Source organism: Kribbella sindirgiensis (genome assembly GCF_004331435.1).
In the GTDB taxonomy this organism is placed as follows: Bacteria; Actinomycetota; Actinomycetes; order Propionibacteriales; family Kribbellaceae; genus Kribbella; species Kribbella sindirgiensis.
This window is the reverse complement of the sequence record NZ_SJKA01000004.1, coordinates 102,087-124,352: the sequence shown is the minus strand read 5'-3', so window position 1 is coordinate 124,352 and position 22,266 is coordinate 102,087. Positions and strand designations below refer to the sequence as shown.

At 68.7% G+C, this 22,266-nt stretch carries 16 protein-coding genes; 14 read left to right on the top strand and 2 right to left on the bottom strand.

From position 1 onward, the window contains the following. Window positions 1-96: 96 nt before the first annotated feature. Window positions 97-4,959 (top strand): NAD-glutamate dehydrogenase, encoded by a 4,863-nt coding sequence (locus E0H50_RS12400; RefSeq protein WP_131287289.1) that lies wholly within the window; start codon window positions 97-99, stop codon window positions 4,957-4,959. 52 nt (window positions 4,960-5,011) lie between these two features. Here E0H50_RS12400 and E0H50_RS12395 read toward each other — a convergent pair whose 3' ends face one another. Then, on the bottom strand, window positions 5,012-5,749 hold the full coding sequence (locus tag E0H50_RS12395; protein WP_131287287.1) for a GntR family transcriptional regulator: 738 nt from the start codon (window positions 5,747-5,749) through the stop codon (window positions 5,012-5,014). Between the two features lie 142 nt (window positions 5,750-5,891). Here E0H50_RS12395 and E0H50_RS12390 point away from each other — a divergent pair, with 142 nt between their 5' ends. From E0H50_RS12390 to E0H50_RS12330, 13 genes are all read left to right on the top strand, one after another. Next, window positions 5,892-6,878: a Gfo/Idh/MocA family protein gene (locus E0H50_RS12390; RefSeq protein ID WP_131287285.1), complete on the top strand. Its 987-nt coding sequence runs from the start codon at window positions 5,892-5,894 to the stop codon at window positions 6,876-6,878. Between the two features lie 11 nt (window positions 6,879-6,889). Continuing rightward, window positions 6,890-7,774, top strand: coding sequence for a sugar phosphate isomerase/epimerase family protein (locus E0H50_RS12385; RefSeq protein ID WP_131287283.1), 885 nt, complete (start codon window positions 6,890-6,892; stop codon window positions 7,772-7,774). Between the two features lie 34 nt (window positions 7,775-7,808). Continuing rightward, window positions 7,809-8,750: a 5-dehydro-2-deoxygluconokinase gene (gene iolC, locus E0H50_RS12380; RefSeq protein WP_131287281.1), complete on the top strand. Its 942-nt coding sequence runs from the start codon at window positions 7,809-7,811 to the stop codon at window positions 8,748-8,750. A 737-nt stretch (window positions 8,751-9,487) separates the two neighbouring features. Next, window positions 9,488-10,366: a Cgl0159 family (beta/alpha)8-fold protein gene (locus E0H50_RS12375; RefSeq protein ID WP_131288509.1), complete on the top strand. Its 879-nt coding sequence runs from the start codon at window positions 9,488-9,490 to the stop codon at window positions 10,364-10,366. Between the two features lie 36 nt (window positions 10,367-10,402). Then, window positions 10,403-11,302: a 5-deoxy-glucuronate isomerase gene (gene iolB / locus E0H50_RS12370; protein ID WP_131287279.1), complete on the top strand. Its 900-nt coding sequence runs from the start codon at window positions 10,403-10,405 to the stop codon at window positions 11,300-11,302. Then, the gene (iolD, locus tag E0H50_RS12365) at window positions 11,299-13,212 is read left to right on the top strand and encodes a 3D-(3,5/4)-trihydroxycyclohexane-1,2-dione acylhydrolase (decyclizing) (protein WP_131287277.1); all 1,914 of its coding nucleotides are present in this window, start codon (window positions 11,299-11,301) and stop codon (window positions 13,210-13,212) included. The genes iolB and iolD overlap by 4 nt, the downstream gene beginning before the upstream one ends. Then, the gene (locus E0H50_RS12360; protein WP_131287275.1) at window positions 13,212-14,105 is read left to right on the top strand and encodes a TIM barrel protein; all 894 of its coding nucleotides are present in this window, start codon (window positions 13,212-13,214) and stop codon (window positions 14,103-14,105) included. The genes iolD and E0H50_RS12360 overlap by 1 nt, the downstream gene beginning before the upstream one ends. Window positions 14,106-14,187: 82 nt before the next feature. Further along, window positions 14,188-15,183, top strand: coding sequence for a substrate-binding domain-containing protein (locus tag E0H50_RS12355; protein WP_131287273.1), 996 nt, complete (start codon window positions 14,188-14,190; stop codon window positions 15,181-15,183). Between the two features lie 9 nt (window positions 15,184-15,192). After that, window positions 15,193-16,239, top strand: a complete 1,047-nt coding sequence (locus E0H50_RS12350) for an ABC transporter permease (protein WP_131287271.1) — start codon at window positions 15,193-15,195, stop codon at window positions 16,237-16,239. Beyond that, complete coding sequence (locus tag E0H50_RS12345) at window positions 16,236-17,096, top strand: ATP-binding cassette domain-containing protein (RefSeq protein ID WP_131287269.1); 861 nt, start codon at window positions 16,236-16,238, stop codon at window positions 17,094-17,096. The genes E0H50_RS12350 and E0H50_RS12345 overlap by 4 nt, the downstream gene beginning before the upstream one ends. Beyond that, entirely contained in the window at window positions 17,093-18,166 is a 1,074-nt protein-coding gene (locus E0H50_RS12340) for a Gfo/Idh/MocA family protein (RefSeq protein WP_131287267.1), read from the top strand. The genes E0H50_RS12345 and E0H50_RS12340 overlap by 4 nt, the downstream gene beginning before the upstream one ends. A 58-nt stretch (window positions 18,167-18,224) precedes the next feature. Further along, on the top strand, window positions 18,225-19,727 hold the full coding sequence (locus E0H50_RS12335; RefSeq protein ID WP_131287265.1) for a CoA-acylating methylmalonate-semialdehyde dehydrogenase: 1,503 nt from the start codon (window positions 18,225-18,227) through the stop codon (window positions 19,725-19,727). A 442-nt stretch (window positions 19,728-20,169) separates the two neighbouring features. Next, window positions 20,170-21,318 carry an aminoglycoside phosphotransferase/kinase family protein gene (locus tag E0H50_RS12330; RefSeq protein WP_131287263.1) on the top strand — a complete coding sequence of 383 codons (1,149 nt, stop codon included), beginning with the start codon at window positions 20,170-20,172 and terminating at the stop codon, window positions 21,316-21,318. On the opposite strand, the gene E0H50_RS12325 is transcribed toward E0H50_RS12330, so the two are convergent. Next, window positions 21,304-22,185, bottom strand: coding sequence for a LysR family transcriptional regulator (locus tag E0H50_RS12325; RefSeq protein WP_131287261.1), 882 nt, complete (start codon window positions 22,183-22,185; stop codon window positions 21,304-21,306). The two genes, E0H50_RS12330 and E0H50_RS12325, sit on opposite strands and share 15 nt — an antisense overlap. Window positions 22,186-22,266 lie beyond the last annotated feature (81 nt).

Here is a 22,266-nt window from a genome sequence, read left to right as displayed (position 1 = left end):
CACCAGTGACAAAGGTGGACTAATCTCTGAGTGACCGCACAATGTCGTGCGGTCCGGCGCGAGCGACGCCGAAGTCACGTGTGGAGACGGTGGGGAATGCAGAGCAAGCTGGACGTCCAGAAGGCGGATGTGCTCGCCAAGGCGGTGGCCGCGGGAACACATGGGCACGACAAGTCGGCCGACCCGGGCAAGCTGAAGACGTTCCTCGAGCAGTACTACCGGCACGTCGCCGCCGAGGACGTCGCCGAGCGCCAGCCGAACGACTGCCTGGGCGCCGCGCGGCACCACTACAAGTCCGCGATGTCCCGCCCGCAGGGTACGGCGAAGGTGCACGTCTTCACGCCGACGCTCGAGGAGCACGGCTGGTCCGCGAGCGGCCGGACCGTGGTCGAGATCGTCATCGACGACATGCCGTTCCTGGTGGACAGCGCCTCGATGGCGATCACCGAACGCAACCTCGAGCTCCAGCTGCTGATCCACCCGCAGTTCGTGGTCCGCCGCGACGTCGCCGGCACGCTGCAGGAGGTCCTCGACGACAGCGCGACCGCGGACGGGCACGACCTGGTCCGCGAGAGCTGGATGCACCTGGAGATCGAGCGGATCGCGGACGTCGCCGAGCACCGCGCGCTCGAGCAGGACCTGCAGAAGGTGCTGAACGACGTCCGTGAGTCGGTCGAGGACTGGCCGAAGATGCACGAGAAGGCCGTCACCATCGCCGCCGGGCTGAACGCCGCCGACCTGCCGGTCTCCGAGAGCGAGGTGGAGGAGGCCCGCGAGCTGCTGGAGTGGCTGGCCGACGAGCACTTCACCTTCCTCGGCTACCGCGAGTACGACTTCACCATGGAGGGCCGGCAGGGCATCCTGCGCGGCCGCGCCGGGACCGGGCTGGGCATCCTCCGGCCGGACCCGAAGCCGGGCTCGGGCAAGCTGCCGCCCGAGGCGAGCGCGCGGGCGCAGGAGCAGAAGCTGCTGATCCTCACCAAGGCGAACTCCCGGTCAACGGTGCACCGGTCGACCTTCCTGGACTACGTCGGCATCAAGCAGTTCGACGAGAACGGCAACCCGGTGCGCGAGTGCCGGTTCATCGGTCTGCTGTCGTCGACGGCGTACACCGAGAGCGTCATGCAGGTGCCGGTGCTGCGGCGCAAGGCGCTGGAGCTGTTCCGGCTGACGGGCTTCGACCCGAACAGCCACAGCGGCAAGGGCCTGCTCGACGTACTGGAGACCTACCCGCGCGACGAGCTGCTGCAGGCACCTGTGGAGGACCTGCTGCCGATCGTGCAGTCGGTGCTGCACCTGCAGGAGCGGCGCGCGGTCAAGCTGTTCGTACGGCGTGACGTCTACAACCGGTACCTGTCCTGTCTGGTGTACCTGCCGCGTGACCGCTACACCACTGCGGTCCGGCTGAAGATGCAGCAGATCCTGAAGGACGCGATCGGCGCCGAGACCGTCACGTACGCCGCCTACGTCACCGAGTCCGTGCTGGCCCGCGTGCACTTCGTGGTGCGGATGAAGCAGGGCGAGACGGTCAGCGAGTACGACGCGGACCTGCTGGAGCAGCAGGTCATCGAGGCGACCCGGGCCTGGCAGGACGACTTCACCGCGGCGCTGCACGCACAGGGCGGGGACGGAGCGGTCACCAAGCTGTCCCGCCGGTACGCCAACGCGTTCCCGGAGGCGTACAAGGAGGACTTCGACGCGCGCGTCGCGGTCAACGACGTACACGTCCTGGAGGGGCTGCCGTCCGACAACGGGCTGGCCATGTCGCTCTACACCCCGCTCGACGAGGAGTGGGAAGGTGAGCGGCGCTTCAAGGTGTACCGCACCGGGTCGTCACTGTCGCTGTCGCAAGTGCTGCCGCACCTGAGCGCGATGGGCGTGGAGGTCGTCGACGAGCGCCCGTACGAGATCCGCTGCGACGACGGCACGATGGCCTACATCTACGACTTCGGCCTGCGGGCACCGGAGAACACCGAGGAGCGCGAGGAACTGCGCACCCTGTTCTCCGACACGTTCCAGGCGGTCTGGGAGGGCCGGGCCGAGTCCGACAAGCTGAACGCACTGGTGCTGCGTGGCAGCCTCAGCTGGCGGCAGGTGTCGATCCTGCGTGCGTACCAGTGCTACCTCCGGCAAGGTGGCACGCCGTTCAGCCGGGACTACATCCACAACACGTTCCTCAACCACGTGGACGTGGCGAGTCTGCTGGTGCAGCTGTTCGAGACCAGCTTCGACCCGGCACGCGGACCGGCCGACGACCCGGACCGGACGATGCGCACCGACCAGCTGGAGAAGGAGATCCTGGCGGCGCTCGACACGGTGCAGAGCCTGGACGAGGACCGCATCCTGCGTTCGTACCTGACCGTCATGAAGGCGACGCTGCGGACGAACTACTTCCAGCCGGGCGCCGACGGGAAGCCGCGGTCGTACATCTCGCTGAAGCTGGAACCGAAGGCGATCCCGGACCTGCCGCAGCCGCGCCCGGCGTACGAGATCTTCGTGTACTCGCCGCAGGTCGAGGGTGTGCACCTGCGGTTCGGCGCAGTCGCGCGCGGCGGTCTGCGCTGGTCGGACCGGCGGGAGGACTTCCGCACCGAGGTGCTCGGCCTGGTGAAGGCGCAGATGGTGAAGAACTCGGTGATCGTGCCGGTCGGTGCGAAGGGCGGGTTCTACGCCAAGCAGTTGCCGGATCCGTCGGTCGACCGGGACGCGTGGCTGGCCGAGGGCATCGCGTCGTACAAGACCTTCATCTCCGGGCTGCTCGACATCACCGACAACATTGTTGCCGGTGACATCGTTCCGCCCGCGTCCGTGGTCCGGTACGACGGTGACGACGCCTATCTCGTCGTCGCGGCCGACAAAGGCACGGCGACGTTCTCGGACATCGCCAACGGCGTCGCCAAGGAGTACGGGTTCTGGCTCGGTGACGCGTTCGCGTCCGGCGGCTCGGTCGGGTACGACCACAAGGCGATGGGCATCACCGCCCGCGGCGCGTGGGAGTCGGTCGAGCGGCACTTCCGCGAGATGGGCCACGACTGCCAGAGCGAGGACTTCACGACCGTCGGTGTCGGCGACATGTCCGGTGACGTGTTCGGCAACGGGATGCTGCTGTCCGAGCACATCCGGCTGGTGGCCGCGTTCGACCACCGGCACATCTTCCTCGACCCGACGCCCGACGCCGCCTCGTCGTTCGCGGAACGGCGGCGGCTGTTCGACCTGCCGCGGTCGTCGTGGGCGGACTACGACAGGTCCCTGATCTCCGCCGGTGGCGGGGTGTTCCCGCGCACCGACAAGGCGATCCCGATCTCCGTCGAGGTCCGTGCCGCGCTCGGGATCGAGAGCACTGCGCCGACGTTGACGCCGGCCGAGCTGATGAACGCGATCCTGAAGGCGCCGGTCGACCTGTTCTGGAACGGCGGCATCGGCACCTACGTTAAGTCGTCCGGCGAGTCGAACGCGGACGTCGGCGACAAGGCCAACGACGCGATCCGGATCAACGGGTCCGACCTGCGCGCCCGCGCGGTCGGCGAGGGTGGCAACCTCGGCTTCACCCAGCTCGGCCGGATCGAGTACGCCGCGGCCGGCGGCCGGATCAACACCGACTTCATCGACAACGTGGCCGGTGTGGACACCTCCGACCACGAGGTGAACATCAAGATCCTGCTGGACAAGGTTGTCGCCGACGGCGACCTGACCGAGAAGCAGCGCAACGACATCATCGCGTCGATGACCGACGAGGTCGGGGCGCTGGTGCTGAAGAGCAACTACCGGCAGAACATCGCCCTGGCGAACGCGGCCGAGCAGGCGCCGGCGCTGATGCACGTCCACCAGGACTGGGTCCGGCGGCTCGAGAAGGAAGGGCTGCTGGACCGGCAGCTGGAGTTCCTGCCGAGCGTCACCGAGTTCAAGAAGCGCAAGGCGGAGGGAGGTGGGTTGACGTCGCCGGAGCTGTCGGTGCTGATCGCGTACACCAAGATCGTGCTCGACGCCGAGCTGCTGAAGACGTCGCTGCCGGACGACCCGTACCTGGCGCACAAGCTCGCCAGCTACTTCCCGAAGGCGATCCAGGAGCGGTTCACCGACCAGATCCAGAGTCACCAGCTGCGCCGCGAGATCATCACGACCCAGGTCGTCAACGAGTTCGTGAACACGTCGGGCATCACGGCGTACCACCGGCTCTCGCTGGAGACCGGCGGGAGCATCGAGGACGTGGTCCGGGCGAACCTGGCCGCGTCGCGGATCTTCTCGCAGCCTGAACTGCTGTCGAGCAACGCCGAGCTCGACAACGTGGTCGACGCCGGGACGCAGACGCACATGCGGCTCGAGACGCGGACGCTGGTCGAGCGCGCCACCCGTTGGCTGGTCAGCAACCGGCGGCCCCCGGTCGACATCGAGGAGCTGATCGAGTTCTTCGGCCCGGGGATCGCGAAGCTGACGTCGGCGTTGCCCGACGTACTGCGTGGTCGTGAGCTGGCGCTGTTCGAGCAGCGGCGCGAAGCCCTGCTGCAGAAGGGGGTTTCGGACGACTTCGCGACCCGGATCGCGGTGCTGCCGCCGGCGTACGCCGGTCTCGGGATCGTGGAGACCGCGTCGCGCGAGGACATCGACATCCTCGAGGTCGCCAAGGTCCACTTCGCCCTCGGCGAGCGGCTGGAGCTGGGCCGCTTCCTGGAGCGGATCATCGGCCTGCCGCGTACCGACCGCTGGCAGACCATGGCCCGCGCGGCGCTCCGCGACGACCTGCACGCCGTCCACGCCCGTCTCACCCAGCAGGTCCTCGCCACGACCGACCCGTCGGCCGACCCCGAGGACCGCGTCATCACCTGGCAGGACCAGAACGCCACCGCACTGGCCCGGGCTGCCACCATGCTGGAAGAAATCGTCGAAACCGAAGGCCCCGAACTCGCCCACCTCTCAGTAGGCCTCCGCCTGGTCCGAACCCTGATCGCCAACCAGGCCTGACCTCCCGTTACGTCCGAAGAACCGGCGAGACGTCTCACCGGTTCTTCGGACGTCAGCGTTCGGAGACGACCACGTCGACGGAGTACTGGTCGGCGCGGTAGCAGTGGTTTCCGTATTCGACGGGGGAGCCGTCGGCGGCGTAGGCGGAGCGGGTCATGGTGATGAGCGGCTCTGCCTTCGACATGTGCAAGGTACGGCGTTCCTCGGCGGTCGCGTTGCGGGCGCCGATGCGTTGCCGCGCGACCGTCGGGCGGATCCCGCGGGCCCGCAGGACGGCGTACAGACCGTCCTTCGTGAGCTCCTCCAACGTCAGGTCGTCGAGGGCCGGCGGCAGCCAGTTGCGCATGATCGCGAGCGGCAGGTCGTCGGCGTACCGGAGCCGGACGATCGCGACCAGCGGGGTGCCGGGCGGGACCTCGAGGACGGCGGCGGCGCGGTCGTCCTGCGCCGCGCAGTCCAGCGCGAGCACCTCGGTCCGCGGCGTCCGGCCCTCGCGGGCAAGGTCGTCGTACAGGCTGGTCAGCTCGGCCTTGCGGTGCACCATCTGGTTCGCGACCGTGGTGCCGATGCCGCGGCGACGGACCAGCAGGCCCTGGTTGACCAGCTCGGAGATCGCCCGCCGGACCGTCGGACGCGACAGGTTCAGCCGGTCGGACATGCCGATCTCGTTCTCGAACGGGTCGCCCGGCCGCAACCGGCCGTCGGTGATCGCGGCCGTCAGCTGCTCGGCCAGCTGGTGGTACAGCGGCACGGGGCTGCTCCGATCGAGCTGGATCGGCAGGGCATTCATAAGCGGATGTTACCCGGTCATGTCCGTACGTGAGAATGTGTTAACAAAGTATTGACACCCCCCGCACGGGCCGGAAAGCTGAACGGCAACCAGCGCGCCGCAGGGGCTGTGGCGCGCCTGTTCTTCGAGAGGGGCAGCGCGGATGCGGATCGGGTTGGTCGGGGTCGGGCGGATCGGGGCGTTCCACGCCGCGACGCTGAAGGAGTTGCCGGCGGTGGATCAGGTGGTCGTCGCCGACGCGGACCCGGCCCGGGCCCAGGCGGTCGCGAAGGAGCTGGGCGTCACGTCGGTTCCCGACGTACCGGCGCTGCTCGCGTCCGGCCTGGACGGGTTCGTCATCGCGGCGGCGACGTCCGCGCACGCTTCGTTGATCTCGTTGGGTTTGGCGGCCGGCGTGCCGACGTTCTGTGAGAAGCCGGTCGCGCTCGACCTGGCGGAGACCTCGCGGGTGGTCGAGCTCGTCGAGGCGTCCTCGGTGCCGGTGCACATCGGTTTCCAGCGCCGGTTCGACGCCGGGTACCAGGCGGCGCGGGCGGCCGTACAGGCCGGCGAGCTCGGGTTCGTGCACCACATCCGGGCGAACACGAACGACGCGTTCCCGCCGCACCGCGAGTACATCCCGCAGAGCGGTGGTTTCTTCCGCGACTGCACGGTGCACGACTTCGACATCATCCGCTACGTCACCGGCCGCGAGGTCGTCAGCGTCTACGCCACCGGCGCGAACCGCGGCGAGACGTTCTTCGGCGAGTACGGCGACGTGGACTCGGCGGCCGCGCTGCTGACGCTCGACGACGGTACGTTCGTCGCGGTCAGCGGGACCCGGTACAACGGCGCCGGGCACGACGTACGGATGGAGTTGCACGGCAGCCTCGGGTCGATCGCGGTCGGACTGGACTCACACACCGCGCTGCGGTCGGCGGAGCCGGGAGTCAGCTTCCCCGAGGGACCGCCGCACATGACGTTCATGGACCGCTTCCAGCCCGCGTACGTCGCGGAGCTGACCGCCTTCACCGAGGTCGTCGCCGGGACCCGCGAGGTGCCGTGCACGGTCTGGGACGCGCTCGCCGCGTTCCGGATCGCCGACGCCTGCGAACTGTCCCGCCACGAGAACCGCGTCGTCACGCTGTGAAGGGTTTCGAGATGACTGAACTTGCTGCCCGGATCGCCGGTGCCCCGATCTCGTGGGGCGTGTGCGAGGTGCCGGACTGGGGCTGGCAGTACGACGCCGCGACGGTGCTCGCCGAGATGCGCGCGGTCGGGCTGGCGGCGACCGAGTTCGGCCCGGACGGGTTCCTGCCGGACGAACCGGAGGAGAAGGCGAAAACCCTGGCAGACGTCGGTCTTCGGGCCGTCGGCGGCTTCGTGCCGGTCGTACTGCACGACCCGTCGCACGATCCCGCGCCCGAGGTCGCCACCGCGCTCGAAGGCTTCGTCGCCGCCGGCGCCGGGACCCTGGTCCTCGCCGCGGCGACCGGCCAGGACGGGTACGACGGCCGGCCTGTGCTGGACTCGGCCGGCTGGGAGGTGCTGCTCGCGAACCTGGACCGGCTGTCGGCGCTCGCTGCCTCCCGGGGCGTACTGGCGACTGTCCACCCGCATGTGGGGACCATGGTCGAGAACGCTGACGACGTCGAACAGGTGCTGAACGGTTCGTCGATCGGCCTCACGCTCGACACCGGCCACCTGCTGATCGGCGGGGTCGACCCCGTGGCGCTGGCGGTCGAGCACACGTCGCGGATCCGCCACACGCACCTCAAGGACGTCGACGCCGCCTGGGCCGCGCGGGTGCAGGCCGGTGAGGTCTCGTACACGGACGCCGTACGCGCCGGGATGTACCGGCCGCTCGGAGCCGGTGACATCGACATCGCCACGATCGTCAGCACGCTCGAGAAGTCCGGGTACGACGGGTGGTATGTGCTCGAACAGGACACGATCCTGCGCGCGCGCCCGGTCGACGACGGGCCGCTGGCCGACGTACGGGCGAGTGTCGCGCACCTGCGGTCGATCGCGGCGGGGCTCGAATGACCGCCGCCGGGACCCGCGTGGATGGGATGGTCTGATGGTGGACGACGTACTGACGATCGGGCGCATCGGGGTCGACCTGTACCCGCTGCAGATCGGGACGCATCTGGAAGATGTCACCTCGTTCGGCAAGTTCCTCGGTGGGAGCGCGACGAACGTAGCGGTGGCGGCGGCGCGGCACGGGCGCAAGTCGGCGGTGATCAGCCGGACCGGGAACGACCCGTTCGGCGTGTTCATCCACCGCACGCTCGGCGAACTCGGGGTCGACGACCGCTTCGTCTCCGGAGTCGACGGCCTGCCGACGCCGATCACGTTCTGCGAGATCTTCCCGCCGGACAACTTCCCGCTCTACTTCTACCGCTTCCCGAAGGCACCCGACCTGGTCATCAACCCGTCGGAGCTCGACCTGGACGCGATCCGGGACGCGCGTATCTACTGGTCCACGGTGACCGGCCTGTCCGCCGAGCCGTCGCGATCCGCGCACTTCGCCGCCTGGGAGGCTCGCGGGCGGCGCCCGATCACGGTGCTCGACCTCGACTACCGCCCGATGTTCTGGGCGGACCCGACGGAGGCCCACGAGCAGGTGTCGCGCGCGCTCGAGTACTGCACGGTTGCTGTCGGCAACCGTGAGGAGTGCGAGGTGGCCGTCGGCGAGACCGATCCCGACAAGGCCGCGCAGGCGCTGCTCGACCGCGGTCTCGACCTGGCCGTCGTGAAGCAGGGTCCGCGCGGCACGCTCGCCCGGACCCGGGACGAGCGCGTCGAGGTCCCGCCGTACCCGGTCGAGGTGGTCAACGGACTCGGTGCCGGGGATGGGTTCGGTGGGGCGCTCTGTCATGGGCTCCTGTCGGGCTGGCCGCTCGAGAAGATCATCCGGTTCGCGAACACCGCGGGCGCGATCGTCGCCTCCCGTCTCGAATGCTCCACCGCCATGCCCACGACCGACGAGGTCCTCGCCCATCTGGAGGCCGAATCATGACCTCCCACGAGGAAGACCAGTACTCCGAACACGCCCGCCCGCTTCCGATCCAGCGCCCTCACGAAGACCCAGACGCTACAACTCTCACGCCGGGTCCCAACGACCCCACGGTCGTCGCCAATCGGCCGACGCCGCCGGGTTCGCAGACGCCGACCGCGGGTTTGAACGACCCGACGGTCGTCGTGCCTCGCCCGGGCGCACCCGGTCCTGACGACGTGACGGTGATGATGGACACCCATCCCACATCACCCGACGGCCAAACAACGGTAATCGGCAACCTGAACCTCACCCCCGAACCCCCTGCCCAGCAACAGACCACGGACGAACAGGCCGTTGGCGAGCAGGCCGCGGGTGAGCAGGCTGGGCTTGAGGAACAGTTGGCCAGGGTGGAGGCTTCTCCAGGTCATCAGGTGAGTGGTCAAACGGTCCGTGGAGAGCAGCGAGCAACACTGCCCGCACCCACCGCAAGCCAACCACCTGCGACCACACCACCCGCGGTCCCGCCCACCCCGCCGGCGGAGGAGCCGCCCGCTGACCAGCAACCGACCGTGGTGTTCAACCCCGGGGTGTCGGGGGACGCGCGGGAAGCGAGTGTTCCGGAGCCGGAGGAGGACGCCGGACAGGTCCTCGAAGACGAGGCAAGCCTGACGGAAGCCGCGATCGACTCAACTCACTCGACCGACGCCGGTCTTGGTGGGGTGGGGCGGGTTGGGTTGGTTCGGGGGGTTGGGGAGCGGTTGGGGGAGTTGACGGAGATTCGGGTTCGGCATCCGGAGCGGGTGGCTGAGGGGTGGTTGCAGCGGCGTACTCGGGCGTTGGTGGGGGATGACGGGCGGCTGCTGATCGTGGCTGCTGATCATCCGGCGCGAGGGGCGTTGGGCGTGCGGGGCGATCGGATGGCGATGGGGAGCCGGGCCGATCTGATTGCCCGGTTGCTGATCGCGTTGCAGCGGCCGGGTGTGGACGGCGTACTGGCGACTCCGGACGTGCTGGAGGACCTGCTGCTGCTCGGTGCGTTGGAGGGCAAGGTCGTCATCGGGTCGATGAACCGGGGCGGCCTGCAGGGAGCGGCGTTCGAGTTGGACGACCGGTTCACGGCCTACCGGAGCGCTGACGAGATCGCCACGCGGCGGCTCGACGGCGGGAAGATGCTGACTCGGATCGACCTCGGTGATCCGGGGACCGTGGCGACGCTGGAGAGCAGTGCCGCGGCGGTGACCGGGCTGGCCGAGCACAAGCTGATGGCGATGGTGGAGCCGTTCTGGTCGACGCGCGGCGAGGACGGCCGGGTCGCGAACCTGCTCGACCCCGACTCGGTCATCAAGTCGATCCAGATCGCGTCCGGTCTCGGCGCGACGAGTGCGTACACCTGGCTCAAGCTGCCGGTCGTCGACGAGCTCGATCGGGTGATGGAGGCAACGACTCTGCCGACGCTGCTGCTCGGTGGCGATCCGACCGCGGAGCCGGAAGCGACCTACGCCTCGTGGGGTAAGGCGCTCGAACTGCCCTCGGTCCGCGGACTCGTGGTCGGGCGGGCGCTGCTGTTCCCACCGGACGGTGACGTGGCCGCGGCCGTCGACCACGCTGCCGCTCTCGTCCACGGCGTCACCACATGACCGGGACCGCTGACGTGCTGAGGAAGGACAGTTGGGATGACTGAATGGGTTCGGCCGGCCGGGACCGCGGCGAGCAACGGGTTCGAGCTCGCGGTGCGGCCGGGCGAGGCGGAGTGGCATCACACGGGGTTGCTGGTTCGCACGCTGCTTCCTGGGCAGTCGGTGGAGATCGAATCGGGCGACTGTGAGTACATCGTCCTTCCGTTGAGTGGGTCGGCCGAGGTGATCGTGGACGGCGACGCGGTCCCGCTGGGCGGACGCGCGGACGTGTTCGCGGGCGCCACCGACCTGGCGTACGTGCCGCGGAACACGACGTTCGCGGTGGTCAGTGCCGGTGGCGCGCGGATCGCCTTTCCGCATGCCAAGGCGGCGACGGACCATCCGTTCCGGCGGATCGGCGCCGACGAGGTCGAGACCGAGCTCCGTGGCGCAGGGGTCGCCTCCCGCCAGGTCCGCAACTTCGGTACGCCGGGAGTCCTCGAGGCGGACTCGATCATCGCGTGCGAGGTGATCACGCCGGCCGGCAACTGGTCGTCGTACCCGCCGCACAAGCACGACGAGCACAAGCCGGGGAAGGAGAGCGAGCTCGAGGAGATCTACTACTTCGAGCTGCAGCTGTCCGACGACGTCCCGGAAGGTGTCAAGGGCAACGATCCGATCGGCTACCAGCGGGTCTACGGCACCGAGGAGCGCCCGATCGACGTCCTGGCGGAGGTCCGGAGCGGTGACGTGGTGCTGGTCCCGCACGGTTGGCACGGCCCGGCGATGGCGCCGCCCGGCTACGACATGTACTACCTCAATGTGATGGCCGGACCCGGCACCGAGCGCCAGTGGCTGATCACTGACGACCCGCAGCATGCCTGGGTCCGCGAACTGTGGAACTCCCAACATCTTGATCCGCGCCTACCTTTCGGACAAACAGGAGATGAGTCATGACGGTGCGTCTCACGGTCGCGCAGGCGCTGGTGCGATTCCTGAGCGTCCAGTACTCGGAGCGTGACGGACTTCGGCAGCGGCTGATCGCCGGGTCACTGGGCATCTTCGGCCACGGCAACGTGGCCGGGCTCGGCCAGGCGTTGCTGCAGTCCGAACTCGAGGACCCGAAGGCGTTGCCGTACATCCTGGCCCGCAACGAGCAGGCCATGGTGCACACCGCGGCGGCGTTCGCCCGGACCCGTGACCGGCTGCAGACCTATGCCTGCACGGCAAGCGTGGGCCCCGGCTCGACCAACATGGTGACCGGTGCGGCCCTAGCGACGGTCAACCGGTTGCCGGTGCTGATCCTCCCTTCGGATGTCTTCGCGACCCGGGTGGCGACACCTGTGCTGCAGGAGCTGGAGAGCTTCGGCGCCGGTGACGTGTCGGTCAACGACGCGTTCCGCCCGGTGTCGAAGTACTTCGACCGCGTCTGGCGGCCCGAACAGTTGCCCTCGGCACTGATGAACGCGATGCGCGTGCTGACCGATCCGGTCGAGACCGGCGCGGTGACGCTGGCCTTGCCGCAGGACGTCCAGGCCGAGGCGTACGACTGGCCGGAAGAGCTCTTCGTCGAGCGCACCTGGTACGTCGCACGCCCCTTGCCGGAGGCCTCAATTGTCGACAAGGCGGCAGATCTCCTACGGTCCGCGCAGCGACCGCTGATCGTCGCGGGCGGCGGTGTGCACTACTCGGGCGCAGAGGATGCGCTGCGCGAGTTCGCCGAGCGCACCGGCGTACCGGTGTCGGAAACCCAAGCAGGTAAGGGATCTCTGGCCTTCGATCACCCGCAGGCGGTGGGTGCGGTCGGCTCGACCGGGACCACGGCAGCCAATGCACTGGCCCGTGACGCGGACCTGGTGATCGGGATCGGCACTCGCTACAGCGACTTCACGACGGCGTCGCGGACCGCCTTCCAGAATCCGCGGGTCCGGTTCCTGAACATCAACGTGGCGCGGTTCGACAGTGGCAAGCATGCCGGCCTCCCGGTGGTGGCCGATGCGCGGGAAGCCCTTGTTGCGTTGGGATCCGCACTCGGCGAGTGGTCCGTGGACGACAAGTACACAGCCGAGGCCCAGGAACTCACCAGGAACTGGAACGGAACTGTTGACGCAGTTTTCCGGCCCTCCGCCGACGTGACCGCGAAGCTGGCCGAAGGACTGCTCACCCAGGGCGAGGTGATCGGCGCCGTCAACGAATTGTCGGCGGCATCTGATGTGGTTGTCTGTGCGGCCGGCTCGATGCCGGGTGACCTCCACAAACTGTGGCGGCCGCGCGACCCGAAGGGATACCACGTCGAATATGGCTTCTCCTGCATGGGATACGAGATCGCCGGCGGACTCGGTGTCCGGCTCGGCGCCCCGGATCGCGACGTGTTCGTCCTGGTCGGCGACGGGTCGTACCTGATGATGTCCAGCGAGCTGGCCACCGCGGTCCAGGAGAATCTGAAGATCATCGTGGTCCTGGTGCAGAACCACGGCTTCGCGTCGATCGGTGCGCTCTCGGAGTCCCTCGGTTCGCAGCGCTTCGGGACGGCGTACCGCAAGCGGACCGGGGACGGCCGGCTCGACGGGGACTACCTGCCCGTCGACCTCCCGGCGAACGTGCGCAGTTTCGGTGTCGACGTGATCGACGTCCACAGCCGGCCCGAGCTGGAGAAGGCGATCCAGACCGCGAAGGCGGCCACCGGGCCGATCGCGATCCACGTCACGACCGACCCGTTGGTCGGCGGTCCGGACAGCGACTCCTGGTGGGACGTCCCGGTCAGCGAGGTCTCGGAGCTGCAGTCCACACAGGCCGCCGCGGCGACGTACGAGGAGAGCAAGAAGGCCCAGCGTCCGTATCTGGCTCCGGCTGAGAGGGACGCCTGATGGGCAGAGTCGACATCGGTACGGCGCCGGACTCGTGGGGAGTGTGGTTCGCCGACGACCCGCGGCAGACGCCGTGGACGCGGTTCCTCGACGAGGTCGCCGCGGCCGGGTACACGCGGATCGAGCTCGGTCCGTACGGGTACCTGCCGACCGACCCGGTCAGGTTGCAGGACGAGCTCGGCCGGCGCGGCCTGACGATGACCGCCGGTACGACCTTCGAGCAGCTGCACCGCCCCGACGGGTGGGACGCGACCTGGCGCGACGTCGTCAAGACGGCCGAGCTGACGGCAGCGATGGGTGCACAGCACCTGGTCGTGATGCCGTCGATGTGGCGCGGAGACAACGGCGAGGTCGTCGAGGAGCGGCTGGACCACGAGGGACAGGCCAGGCACGGGAAGGCGGTGACCGAGCTGGGCCGACGCCTGAAGGAAGAGTTCGGCCTCCAGACGCAGTACCACCCGCACGCTGACGGGCATGTCGACACGCAGGACACGGTCGAGCGCTTCCTCGAGGAGACTGACAGCGCCTTCGTGAACCTGTGCCTCGACACCGGCCACATCAGCTACTGCGGCGGTGACAACCTCGAGCTCATCCGGAAGTACCCGGAGCGGATCGGCTACGTCCACCTCAAGCAGGTCGACCCCAAGATCCTCGCGGAGGTCGAGGCCGAGGGCCTGAGCATGGACGAGGCGGTACGGCGGGGCGTGATGTGCGAGCCGCCCCACGGCGTACCCGAGCTGCCGCCGGTCCTCGACGCGCTGGCCGCGCTCGACGCCGACGTGTTCGCGATCGTCGAGCAGGACATGTACCCGTGCGCGCCCGACGTACCGCTGCCGATCGCGGAGCGGACGCTGGCGTATCTCACTGGATATGGGGGTGGCGGATCGAGATGACGGCCGCGGGAGTGTGACACTCTCGGGTCCCCAAGCACGTCCGCGCAACGTCGCGCGGTTCACGAAAGGCTGGTAGCAAGTCATGGTTCGGTGGCAGAAGAAGGCGGGGGCCGCGGTCGCGGCTGTCGTACTCGCCGCGGCTCTGGCCGCGTGCAGCTCCTCCGGCGGCAAGCAGAAGGAGCAGAGCTCCGGCGACAGCGGCGGCAACGTCGCGGACACGCCGCGGATGAAGGTTGCCATGATCACCCACTCGGGTCCCGGCGACACCTTCTGGGACATCGTGCGCCGCGGGGCCGACGCGGCCGCGAAGAAGGACAACATCGAGCTGCAGTACTCCGCCGACCCGGACGGCGCGGCCCAGGCGAACCTCGTGCAGACCGCGATCGACTCCAAGGTCGACGGCATCGCGGTCACGCTGAACAAGCCGGACGCGGTGATCCCGAACGTCAAGAAGGCGATCGCGGCCGGTATCCCGGTGACGATTCTCAACGGCGGACTCGACCAGTGGAAGACCACCGGCGCGCTCGGGTACTTCGGCCAGGACGAGCGGATCGCCGGCCAGGCGACCGGCGAGAAGCTCAAGCAGCTCGGCGCGAAGAAGGTCATCTGCGTCATCCACGAGCAGGGCAACGTCAGCCTGGAGGCGCGCTGCCAGGGCATCAAGGACAAGTTCGGCAACGTCGAGAACGTCAACGTCAACGGCACCGACCAGCCGGGCACGCAGGCGACCCTGACCTCGAAGCTGCAGGCGGACAAGACCGCCGACTATGTCGTCGCCCTGAACGCGGGCATCGCGCTGACCGCGGTTCAGGCAGCCAAGGACGCGAGCTCGTCGGCGAAGATCGGCAGCTTCGACATGAGCAAGGAGATGGCCAAGACGGTCGCCGACGGCACCGTGCAGTTCGCCGTCGACCAGCAGCCGTACCTGCAGGGCTACCTCGCGGTCGACGCGATCTGGCTCTACCGGACCAACGGCGACACCATCGGCGGCGGCGAGGCGACCCTGACCGGGCCAGCGTTCATCGACAAGTCGAACATCGCGGCGGTCCAGAAGTACGCCGAAGCCGGGACGCGCTGAGGTAGCACCATGGCATCGACCATCACCTCACCCGCCGCGGCGGACGACCGCGTCTCGGCCCGGTCCATCGGCGCCCGGCTGCTCAGCCGGCCCGAGATCGGGTCGCTCGTCGGCGCGGCCGTGATCCTGGTGTTCTTCGTGATCGCCGCGCCGCCGTTCCGCGACATCAACAACACCGGCACGATCCTGTACCAGGCCGCACTGATCGGTGTGATGGCCGTGCCGGTGTCGCTGCTGATGGTCGGCGGCGAGTTCGACCTGTCGGCCGGGGTCGCGGTGACGACCTCGGGCCTGACCGCGGGCCTGTTCGCCTACCAGTTCAGCGTGAACGTCTGGCTCGGCGTGATCGTCGCGCTGGCGCTCTCGCTGGCGATCGGCGCGTTCAACGGCTGGCTGCTGATGCGGACGGGCCTGCCCAGCTTCCTGGTGACGCTGGGCACCTTCTTCATCCTGCAGGGCCTGAACATCGCGGTCACCCGGCTCGCCTCCGGCGCCGTCGCGTCGAACTCGATCAGCGACATGGACGGGTTCGGCGCGGCGAAGGCGATCTTCGCGTCGGAGTTCAAGCTCGGCGGCGTGACCATCAAGATCGTCGTCGTCTGGTGGATCGTGTTCGTCGCGATCGCCGCCTGGGTGCTCCTGAAGACGCAGATCGGCAACTGGATCTTCGCGGCCGGCGGTGACGCGGCGGCCGCGCGGGCCGTCGGCGTGCCGGTGAAGAAGGTCAAGATCGGCCTGTTCATTACGGTCGGGTTCTTCGCCTGGTTCACCGGTATGCAGTTGCTGTTCGTACAGAACGGCGTGGTGCAGTCCGGTGAAGGCGTCGGCAAGGAGTTCCTCTACATCATCGCGGCGGTTGTCGGCGGCTGCCTGCTCACCGGCGGCTACGGGTCGGTCGTGGGCGGCGCGGTCGGTGCGCTGATCTTCGGAATGGTCCAGCTGGGGGTCGTGTACGCCGGCTGGAACCCGGACTGGTTCAAGGCGTTCCTCGGCGCGATGCTGCTGCTGGCGACCATCGTCAATCTCGTCGTCAAGAACCGGGCGGAGGCACGATGACCACCACGGAGTCGTTCGCGGACGAGGCGTCGACCAGCCCGAACACGCCGATCGTGCTGCTCGAGGACGTCGGCAAGAGCTACGGCAACATCCAGGCGCTGCGCGGGGTGTCGCTCTCGGTCCGGCAGGGCGAGATCACTTGCGTGCTCGGTGACAACGGTGCGGGCAAGTCGACGCTGATCAAGATCATCGCCGGACTGCACGACTACACGTCCGGCCGGATGTCGGTGAACGGCGAGGAGCGGCACTTCGGCTCGCCGCGCGAATCGCTCGACAGCGGGATCGCGACCGTCTACCAGGATCTCGCGCTGGCGCCGCTGATGTCGGTCTGGCGGAACTTCTTCCTCGGCAACGAGCTCACCAAGGGGCCGTTCCGGCAGCTGGACGCGGCGAAGATGAAGCGGATCGCACAGGACGAGCTGACCAAGATGGGGATCTCGATCCCCGATCTCGAGCAGCCGGTCGGCAAGCTGTCGGGCGGTCAGCGGCAGTGTGTGGCGATCGCGCGGGCGATCCACTTCGGCGCCAAGGTGCTGATCCTGGACGAGCCGACCGCGGCGCTCGGCGTGAACCAGTCGGGGGTGGTGCTGAAGTACGTCGTGAAGGCGAGGGACGCCGGGATCGGGGTCATCTTCATCACCCACAACCCGCACCACGCGTACCTGGTCGGCAACCACTTCGTCGTACTGAAACTCGGCCGGGTGGCGCTCGACACGCACCGGGCCGACATCACGCTGGAACAGCTGACCACGGAGATGGCCGGCGGTTCCGAGCTGGAAGCGCTGAGCCACGAGCTGCGGGAGATCAACCCCGAGGTGGTCGTGGATGATGGACAGAAGCGGCAGGAGGGGACATGACCGATCTGCGGGTCGGGATCGTCGGCGTCGGAGTGATGGGCGCCGACCATGCCGAACGCGTTGTCCGGAAGACCGCGGGCGCACGCCTGGTTGCGGTCTCCGACGCGGATGCGGGCCGGGCCGAGGCGCTCGCCGGCAGGCTCTCGCCACGGTCGGCCGGTGAGCCCGCCAGTACGGCGAGGCATTCGGGCGGTACGGCGTACGCGGAGACCGTTCGCGTGGTCGAGGACCCGATGGATCTGATCGCTGCCGACGACGTCGACGCGGTGATCCTGGCGTCGCCGGGGTTCGCGCACGCGGAGCAGCTGTTCGCCTGCTTGGAGCACGGGAAGCCGGTGCTGTGCGAGAAGCCGCTGACGATGGACGCGGCGTCGGCGTTGCGCGTGGTCGAGGCCGAACACAAGCTCGGACGGCAGCTGATCCAGGTCGGGTTCATGCGGCGTTTCGACCCGGAGTACGCCGCTTTGAAGCAACTGCTCGACTCGGGTGACCTCGGGCGGACGCTGCTGCTGCACAACGTGCACCGGAACAAGTCGGCCGCGCCGACGTTCCGCAGCGAGATGATCGTCCGGGACTCGATGGTGCACGAGGTCGACGTCGCCCGGTGGCTGTTCGGCGAGGAGATCACCCGGATCACCGTGCACACCCCGGCGCCGACGAGTCTGGTCGGGGACGGCGTCCTCGATCCGCAGCTGGCCGTGTTCGAGCTGGCGAACGGGGCGATGGCCGACGTCGAGGTGTTCGTGAACTTCCAGGTCGGGTACGAGGTCCGGTGTGAGGCGGTCGCCGAGCGGGGGAGCGCCACGATCGGTCTCGGGTCCGGCGTCTTCACCCGGGCCGGCGAGCGGTGGGGCGGCACGATGCCGGCCGACTTCCGGATCCGGTTCGAGCAGGCGTACGACATCGAGGTGCAACGCTGGGTCGACGCCACTGCGCGCGGTGCGATCGACGGGCCGAGCGCCTGGGACGGCTACGCGGCGGCGGCCGTTTGCGAGGCCGGGCTGGAGTCGTTGAGCACCGGCAAGCCCGTCGACGTCGCTCTCGCCGATCGGAGCAAGGTCCTGGGATGAGCCGCGGGCAGCAGGACGGACAGCGTTTCGGAAACACCACCGGCAGTGAGGAAATATCGTGAGTACTGACAGCAAGCGCATCACCCACCTCGTCGGCGGCAGCTCGTGGACCGGCGTGGCCGAGCGAACCAGCAAGGTCTACAACCCCGCGACCGGTCAGGTCACGGGTGAGCTGGACCTGGCGTCGGCGGCCACGGTCGACGAGGTCGTCAAGGTCGCTCACGAGGCGTCGAAGACCTGGGCCCAGACATCGCTCACGAAGCGCGCGCAGGTCCTGTTCGCGTACCGCGAGCTGGTGAACCGTGACAAGGACCGGATCGCGCAGCTGATCACCGCCGAGCACGGCAAGGTGCTGTCCGACGCGCTCGGCGAGGTGACCCGCGGCCTCGAGGTGATCGAGTTCGCCTGCGGGATCCCGCACCTGCTCAAGGGCGGGTACAGCGAGGGCGTCTCGACCAAGGTCGACGTGTACTCGATCCGGCAGCCGCTCGGCGTCAGCGCGGTGATCTCGCCGTTCAACTTCCCGGCCATGGTGCCGATGTGGTTCGTCCCGATCGCGGTTGCCTGTGGCAACAGTGTGGTGATCAAGCCGTCCGAGAAGGACCCGTCCGCGGCGAACGCGATGGCCGGGCTGTGGAAGGAGGCCGGCCTGCCGGACGGCGTCGTGAACGTCGTGCACGGCGACAAGGAGGCGGTCGACCGGCTGCTGGAGCACCCCGACATCAAGTCGGTGTCGTTCGTCGGGTCGACGCCGATCGCTCGCTATGTCTACGAGAACGGCACCCGCAACGGCAAGCGGGTGCAGGCGCTCGGCGGCGCGAAGAACCACATGATCGTGCTGCCGGACGCGGACCTGGACCTCGCCGCGGACGCGGCCGTGAACGCCGGGTTCGGGTCGGCGGGCGAGCGGTGCATGGCGATCTCCGCCCTCGTGGCGGTCGAGCCGATCGCCGACGAGCTGATCGGCAAGATCAAGGAGCGGATGGGCAAGCTGACGACCGGCGACGGGACCCGCGGCTGCGACATGGGCCCGTTGGTGACCGGCGAGCACCGGGACAAGGTCGCCGGGTACGTCGCGGCCGGGGTCGAGGCCGGTGCGGAGCTGGTGGTCGACGGGCGCGCGGGTGACTTCGACGGCGCGGCCGACGGGTTCTGGCTCGGTCCGACGCTGTTCGACAAGGTGACGCCGGAGATGTCGATCTACACCGACGAGATCTTCGGCCCGGTGCTGTCCGTGGTGCGTACGTCGTCGTACGACGATGCGCTCGAGCTGGTGAACTCGAACCCGTACGGGAACGGGACGGCGATCTTCACCAACGACGGCGGGGCGGCGCGCCGGTTCCAGAACGAGGTGGAGGTCGGGATGGTCGGGATCAACGTCCCGATCCCGGTACCGATGGCGTACTACTCGTTCGGCGGCTGGAAGAACTCGCTGTTCGGCGACACCCACGCGCACGGGGCCGAAGGCGTGCACTTCTTCACCCGCGGCAAGGTGGTCACCTCACGCTGGCTGGACCCGTCCCACGGCGGCATCAACCTCGGCTTCCCAACCCACGACTGAACGGCGCTTTGGGTGTAGCGTCGAAGGTGACCCCCGGGGCATGAGGAGTACCGCGGCGTACGCAGGGCCGTCGGCCCGTCCTCAGTCGCGATCTGCAAGCTCCGGAGTGCGTCATGTCCAAGAACAAAGGCGGGCGTGAAGTCCGCAAACCCAAGCAACCCAAACGGCCGAAACCGAACCCGAGCGACAGCTCGATCATCCCGCCCACCAAACAAGGGCGGAAGTAGCCGTCCGGACCGCAGTTCCCCGGGGACTGCGGTCCCGGGCGGGCCGGCGCGCGTGACCGTTGACCGGCGGGGTCGGGCTGGGTACCCTCGCTGATGCGTTCGAGGGCGCACCGAGACTCGCCGGAAGGCTGGAAGCCACCTCGATTCCAGAAGCCGAGTGCGATCGATGACGCTCTCTTGAGACCCGTGCGAGTCCGGGTGCGAGAGGACGCATCATGAAACTGCTGCCCGATCGGCCCAGCATCGAGTACCTGCGCAAGGAAGCGAAGGATCTCCTCGCGGTACTGCGGGAGTCCACGCCGGACGCCTCGCTCGCGGACGCGCAACGTGCGCTGGCCGCGGAGTACGGCGTCCGCGACTGGCCGGCGTTGAAGGCCGAGGTCGAGCGCCGGGTCGCGGACACGCCCACCGCGCCTGAAGGCCTGGCCGAGGAACTGGCCGAAGCGTTCGGCCTGGGGACGTTGACCGCGCCCGCCAAACCCGTCTTGTTCACGGCGATGGGGCGCTGCTGGGACCTCACGACCGACCGCGGGCGATGGCTGGCCGTCACGGTCTACGACTGGATCACGAACGAGCAGGCCGAACTCGGCGCCCGGCTCCGTGACGCCGCGGTCGCGGCGGGAGTCGCCGCGCCTGCCGCGGCGATCAGTCCGCGCGGCCGCCTGATCGAGAAGGTGCGCGGCGAGAACTGGCGCGTGCACGAGTGGCTCGAAGTCGGACCGGAGCCGGTGCTGCCGGTGTCGACGGCGATGGCCCGTCGAGCGGGTGCCTTGTTCGGGACGTTGCACGCGTTGGCCATCCCGAGCGACGAGCCGATCCACGGCTACCTGACCTACCGCCGCTCGGAGGCCGAGTGGCAGCACCTTCTCGGTCGTGCGCGGGCGGCAGGCAAACCATGGGCCGAGCAACTCGACGCACGCTTGCCGGTGTTTCGTGAGCTGCAGGCGATCGAACTCGAGGCACCGGACGAGCTCATGCTCTGCAACCGGAACCTGAACCCGGAGAACGTTCGCCAGGGACGCGATGGAGAGCTCACCGTGATGGAGTGGGACTTCGCCGGATCGCTCAGCCCCGAACTCGAGCTCGGGTCCGCGCTGACGCACTGGCTGATGCGGCCGGACGTCAACCAGCGTGGGCTGTCAGCGTTCCAGGACGGGTACGGCGAGGTGCGGGAATGGCCGAAGCTTGGGCTGGACTCGTTTGCGGTCGCGATCTCCGGCTGGCTGAACTGGACGTACAACGCGATCTGCGAGGCGATCGACCCGGAGGACGCCGATCGCGCGGTCTTCGCCGAGCGGGAGGCTGTCGAGGTACTTGACCGGCCGATGACACGTGGTGCCCTGGAGCAACTACTCGCGGTCTGAGAGGGCGGAGGCCACGGCTTCAGCAGCCGGGTCGGAGAGATGTCCGTGCAGGAGCTCGGTGCGGTGGACCAGACGTGGCGAGGTGAGTGAAACGGCCGCGAGGTCTGGTGTCACGACTGAGCGCGGGAGCACCGCCAAACCATGGCCGGAGCTGATCAGGGTGAGCAGCGTGTGGAGGTCGGTGCCGTAGTAGGTGAACGCCGGGCGGAGCGCGTCGGAGCCGGCAGCGGCGCGCAACGTCGCGAGCGGGGCGGCGATGTCGGGGGCGTCGATCCACCGCGCGTCAGCGAGATCGCCGAGTGAGAGACCAGGACCGGACCGGGCCAGTGGGTGGGTTGTGGGTAGGGCTACGACCAGGGCGTCGTGGGCGACCGAGGTGGTGCGGAGCTGTACGGCGTTGGTCAGGTTGAGGGGGTCGGTGGGGGTGGCGATGCCGTCCACGAGGCCGAGGGTGAATGTGCCGGCGGCGATACCGGCGACGACCTGATCGCGCCCACAGACGGTCAGCGACGTCTCGGTGCCGGGATAGGCGCGTCGTACCTCGGCCAGCGCGGTCGCGAGTGACCGGGTCGCCAGGGGAGACGCGGCGAGCGTGAGGGTGCTGGGCGGGTCCGCGACGGTACGGCGTACGTCGGCGCGGGCCGCGTCCAGCCGGAGCAGGATCGGGCCGGCGTGTTCGAGCAGGCGCTCGCCCGCCGCTGTCGGTACGACGGGTCGTCGGCGGAGCAACGGCGTACCGAGGTCGCTCTCCAGGGCGGCGATGTGCTGGGACACCGCGGACTGGGTGTAGCCGAGTCGCGAGGCCGCGGCGGAGAACGAGCCGCACTCGGCGACCGTGACGAACGTCCGCAGCAGATGAGGATCCACGGGTATCAGTAGTATCAGTATCTCTGATCGACCATGCAGAGATCATCGTTGGCGCTGATGCTCACGTCGCCCCGAGGATGG

Coding starts and splice junctions, on each gene's coding strand:
- E0H50_RS12400 (WP_131287289.1), top strand. CDS start 97: ATGCAGAGCAAGCTGGACGTCCAGAAGGCGGATGTGCTCGCCAAGGCG.
- E0H50_RS12395 (WP_131287287.1), bottom strand. CDS start 5,749: ATGAATGCCCTGCCGATCCAGCTCGATCGGAGCAGCCCCGTGCCGCTG.
- E0H50_RS12390 (WP_131287285.1), top strand. CDS start 5,892: ATGCGGATCGGGTTGGTCGGGGTCGGGCGGATCGGGGCGTTCCACGCC.
- E0H50_RS12385 (WP_131287283.1), top strand. CDS start 6,890: ATGACTGAACTTGCTGCCCGGATCGCCGGTGCCCCGATCTCGTGGGGC.
- iolC (WP_131287281.1), top strand. CDS start 7,809: ATGGTGGACGACGTACTGACGATCGGGCGCATCGGGGTCGACCTGTAC.
- iolB (WP_131287279.1), top strand. CDS start 10,403: ATGACTGAATGGGTTCGGCCGGCCGGGACCGCGGCGAGCAACGGGTTC.
- iolD (WP_131287277.1), top strand. CDS start 11,299: ATGACGGTGCGTCTCACGGTCGCGCAGGCGCTGGTGCGATTCCTGAGC.
- E0H50_RS12360 (WP_131287275.1), top strand. CDS start 13,212: ATGGGCAGAGTCGACATCGGTACGGCGCCGGACTCGTGGGGAGTGTGG.
- E0H50_RS12355 (WP_131287273.1), top strand. CDS start 14,188: ATGGTTCGGTGGCAGAAGAAGGCGGGGGCCGCGGTCGCGGCTGTCGTA.
- E0H50_RS12350 (WP_131287271.1), top strand. CDS start 15,193: ATGGCATCGACCATCACCTCACCCGCCGCGGCGGACGACCGCGTCTCG.
- E0H50_RS12345 (WP_131287269.1), top strand. CDS start 16,236: ATGACCACCACGGAGTCGTTCGCGGACGAGGCGTCGACCAGCCCGAAC.
- E0H50_RS12340 (WP_131287267.1), top strand. CDS start 17,093: ATGACCGATCTGCGGGTCGGGATCGTCGGCGTCGGAGTGATGGGCGCC.
- E0H50_RS12330 (WP_131287263.1), top strand. CDS start 20,170: ATGAAACTGCTGCCCGATCGGCCCAGCATCGAGTACCTGCGCAAGGAA.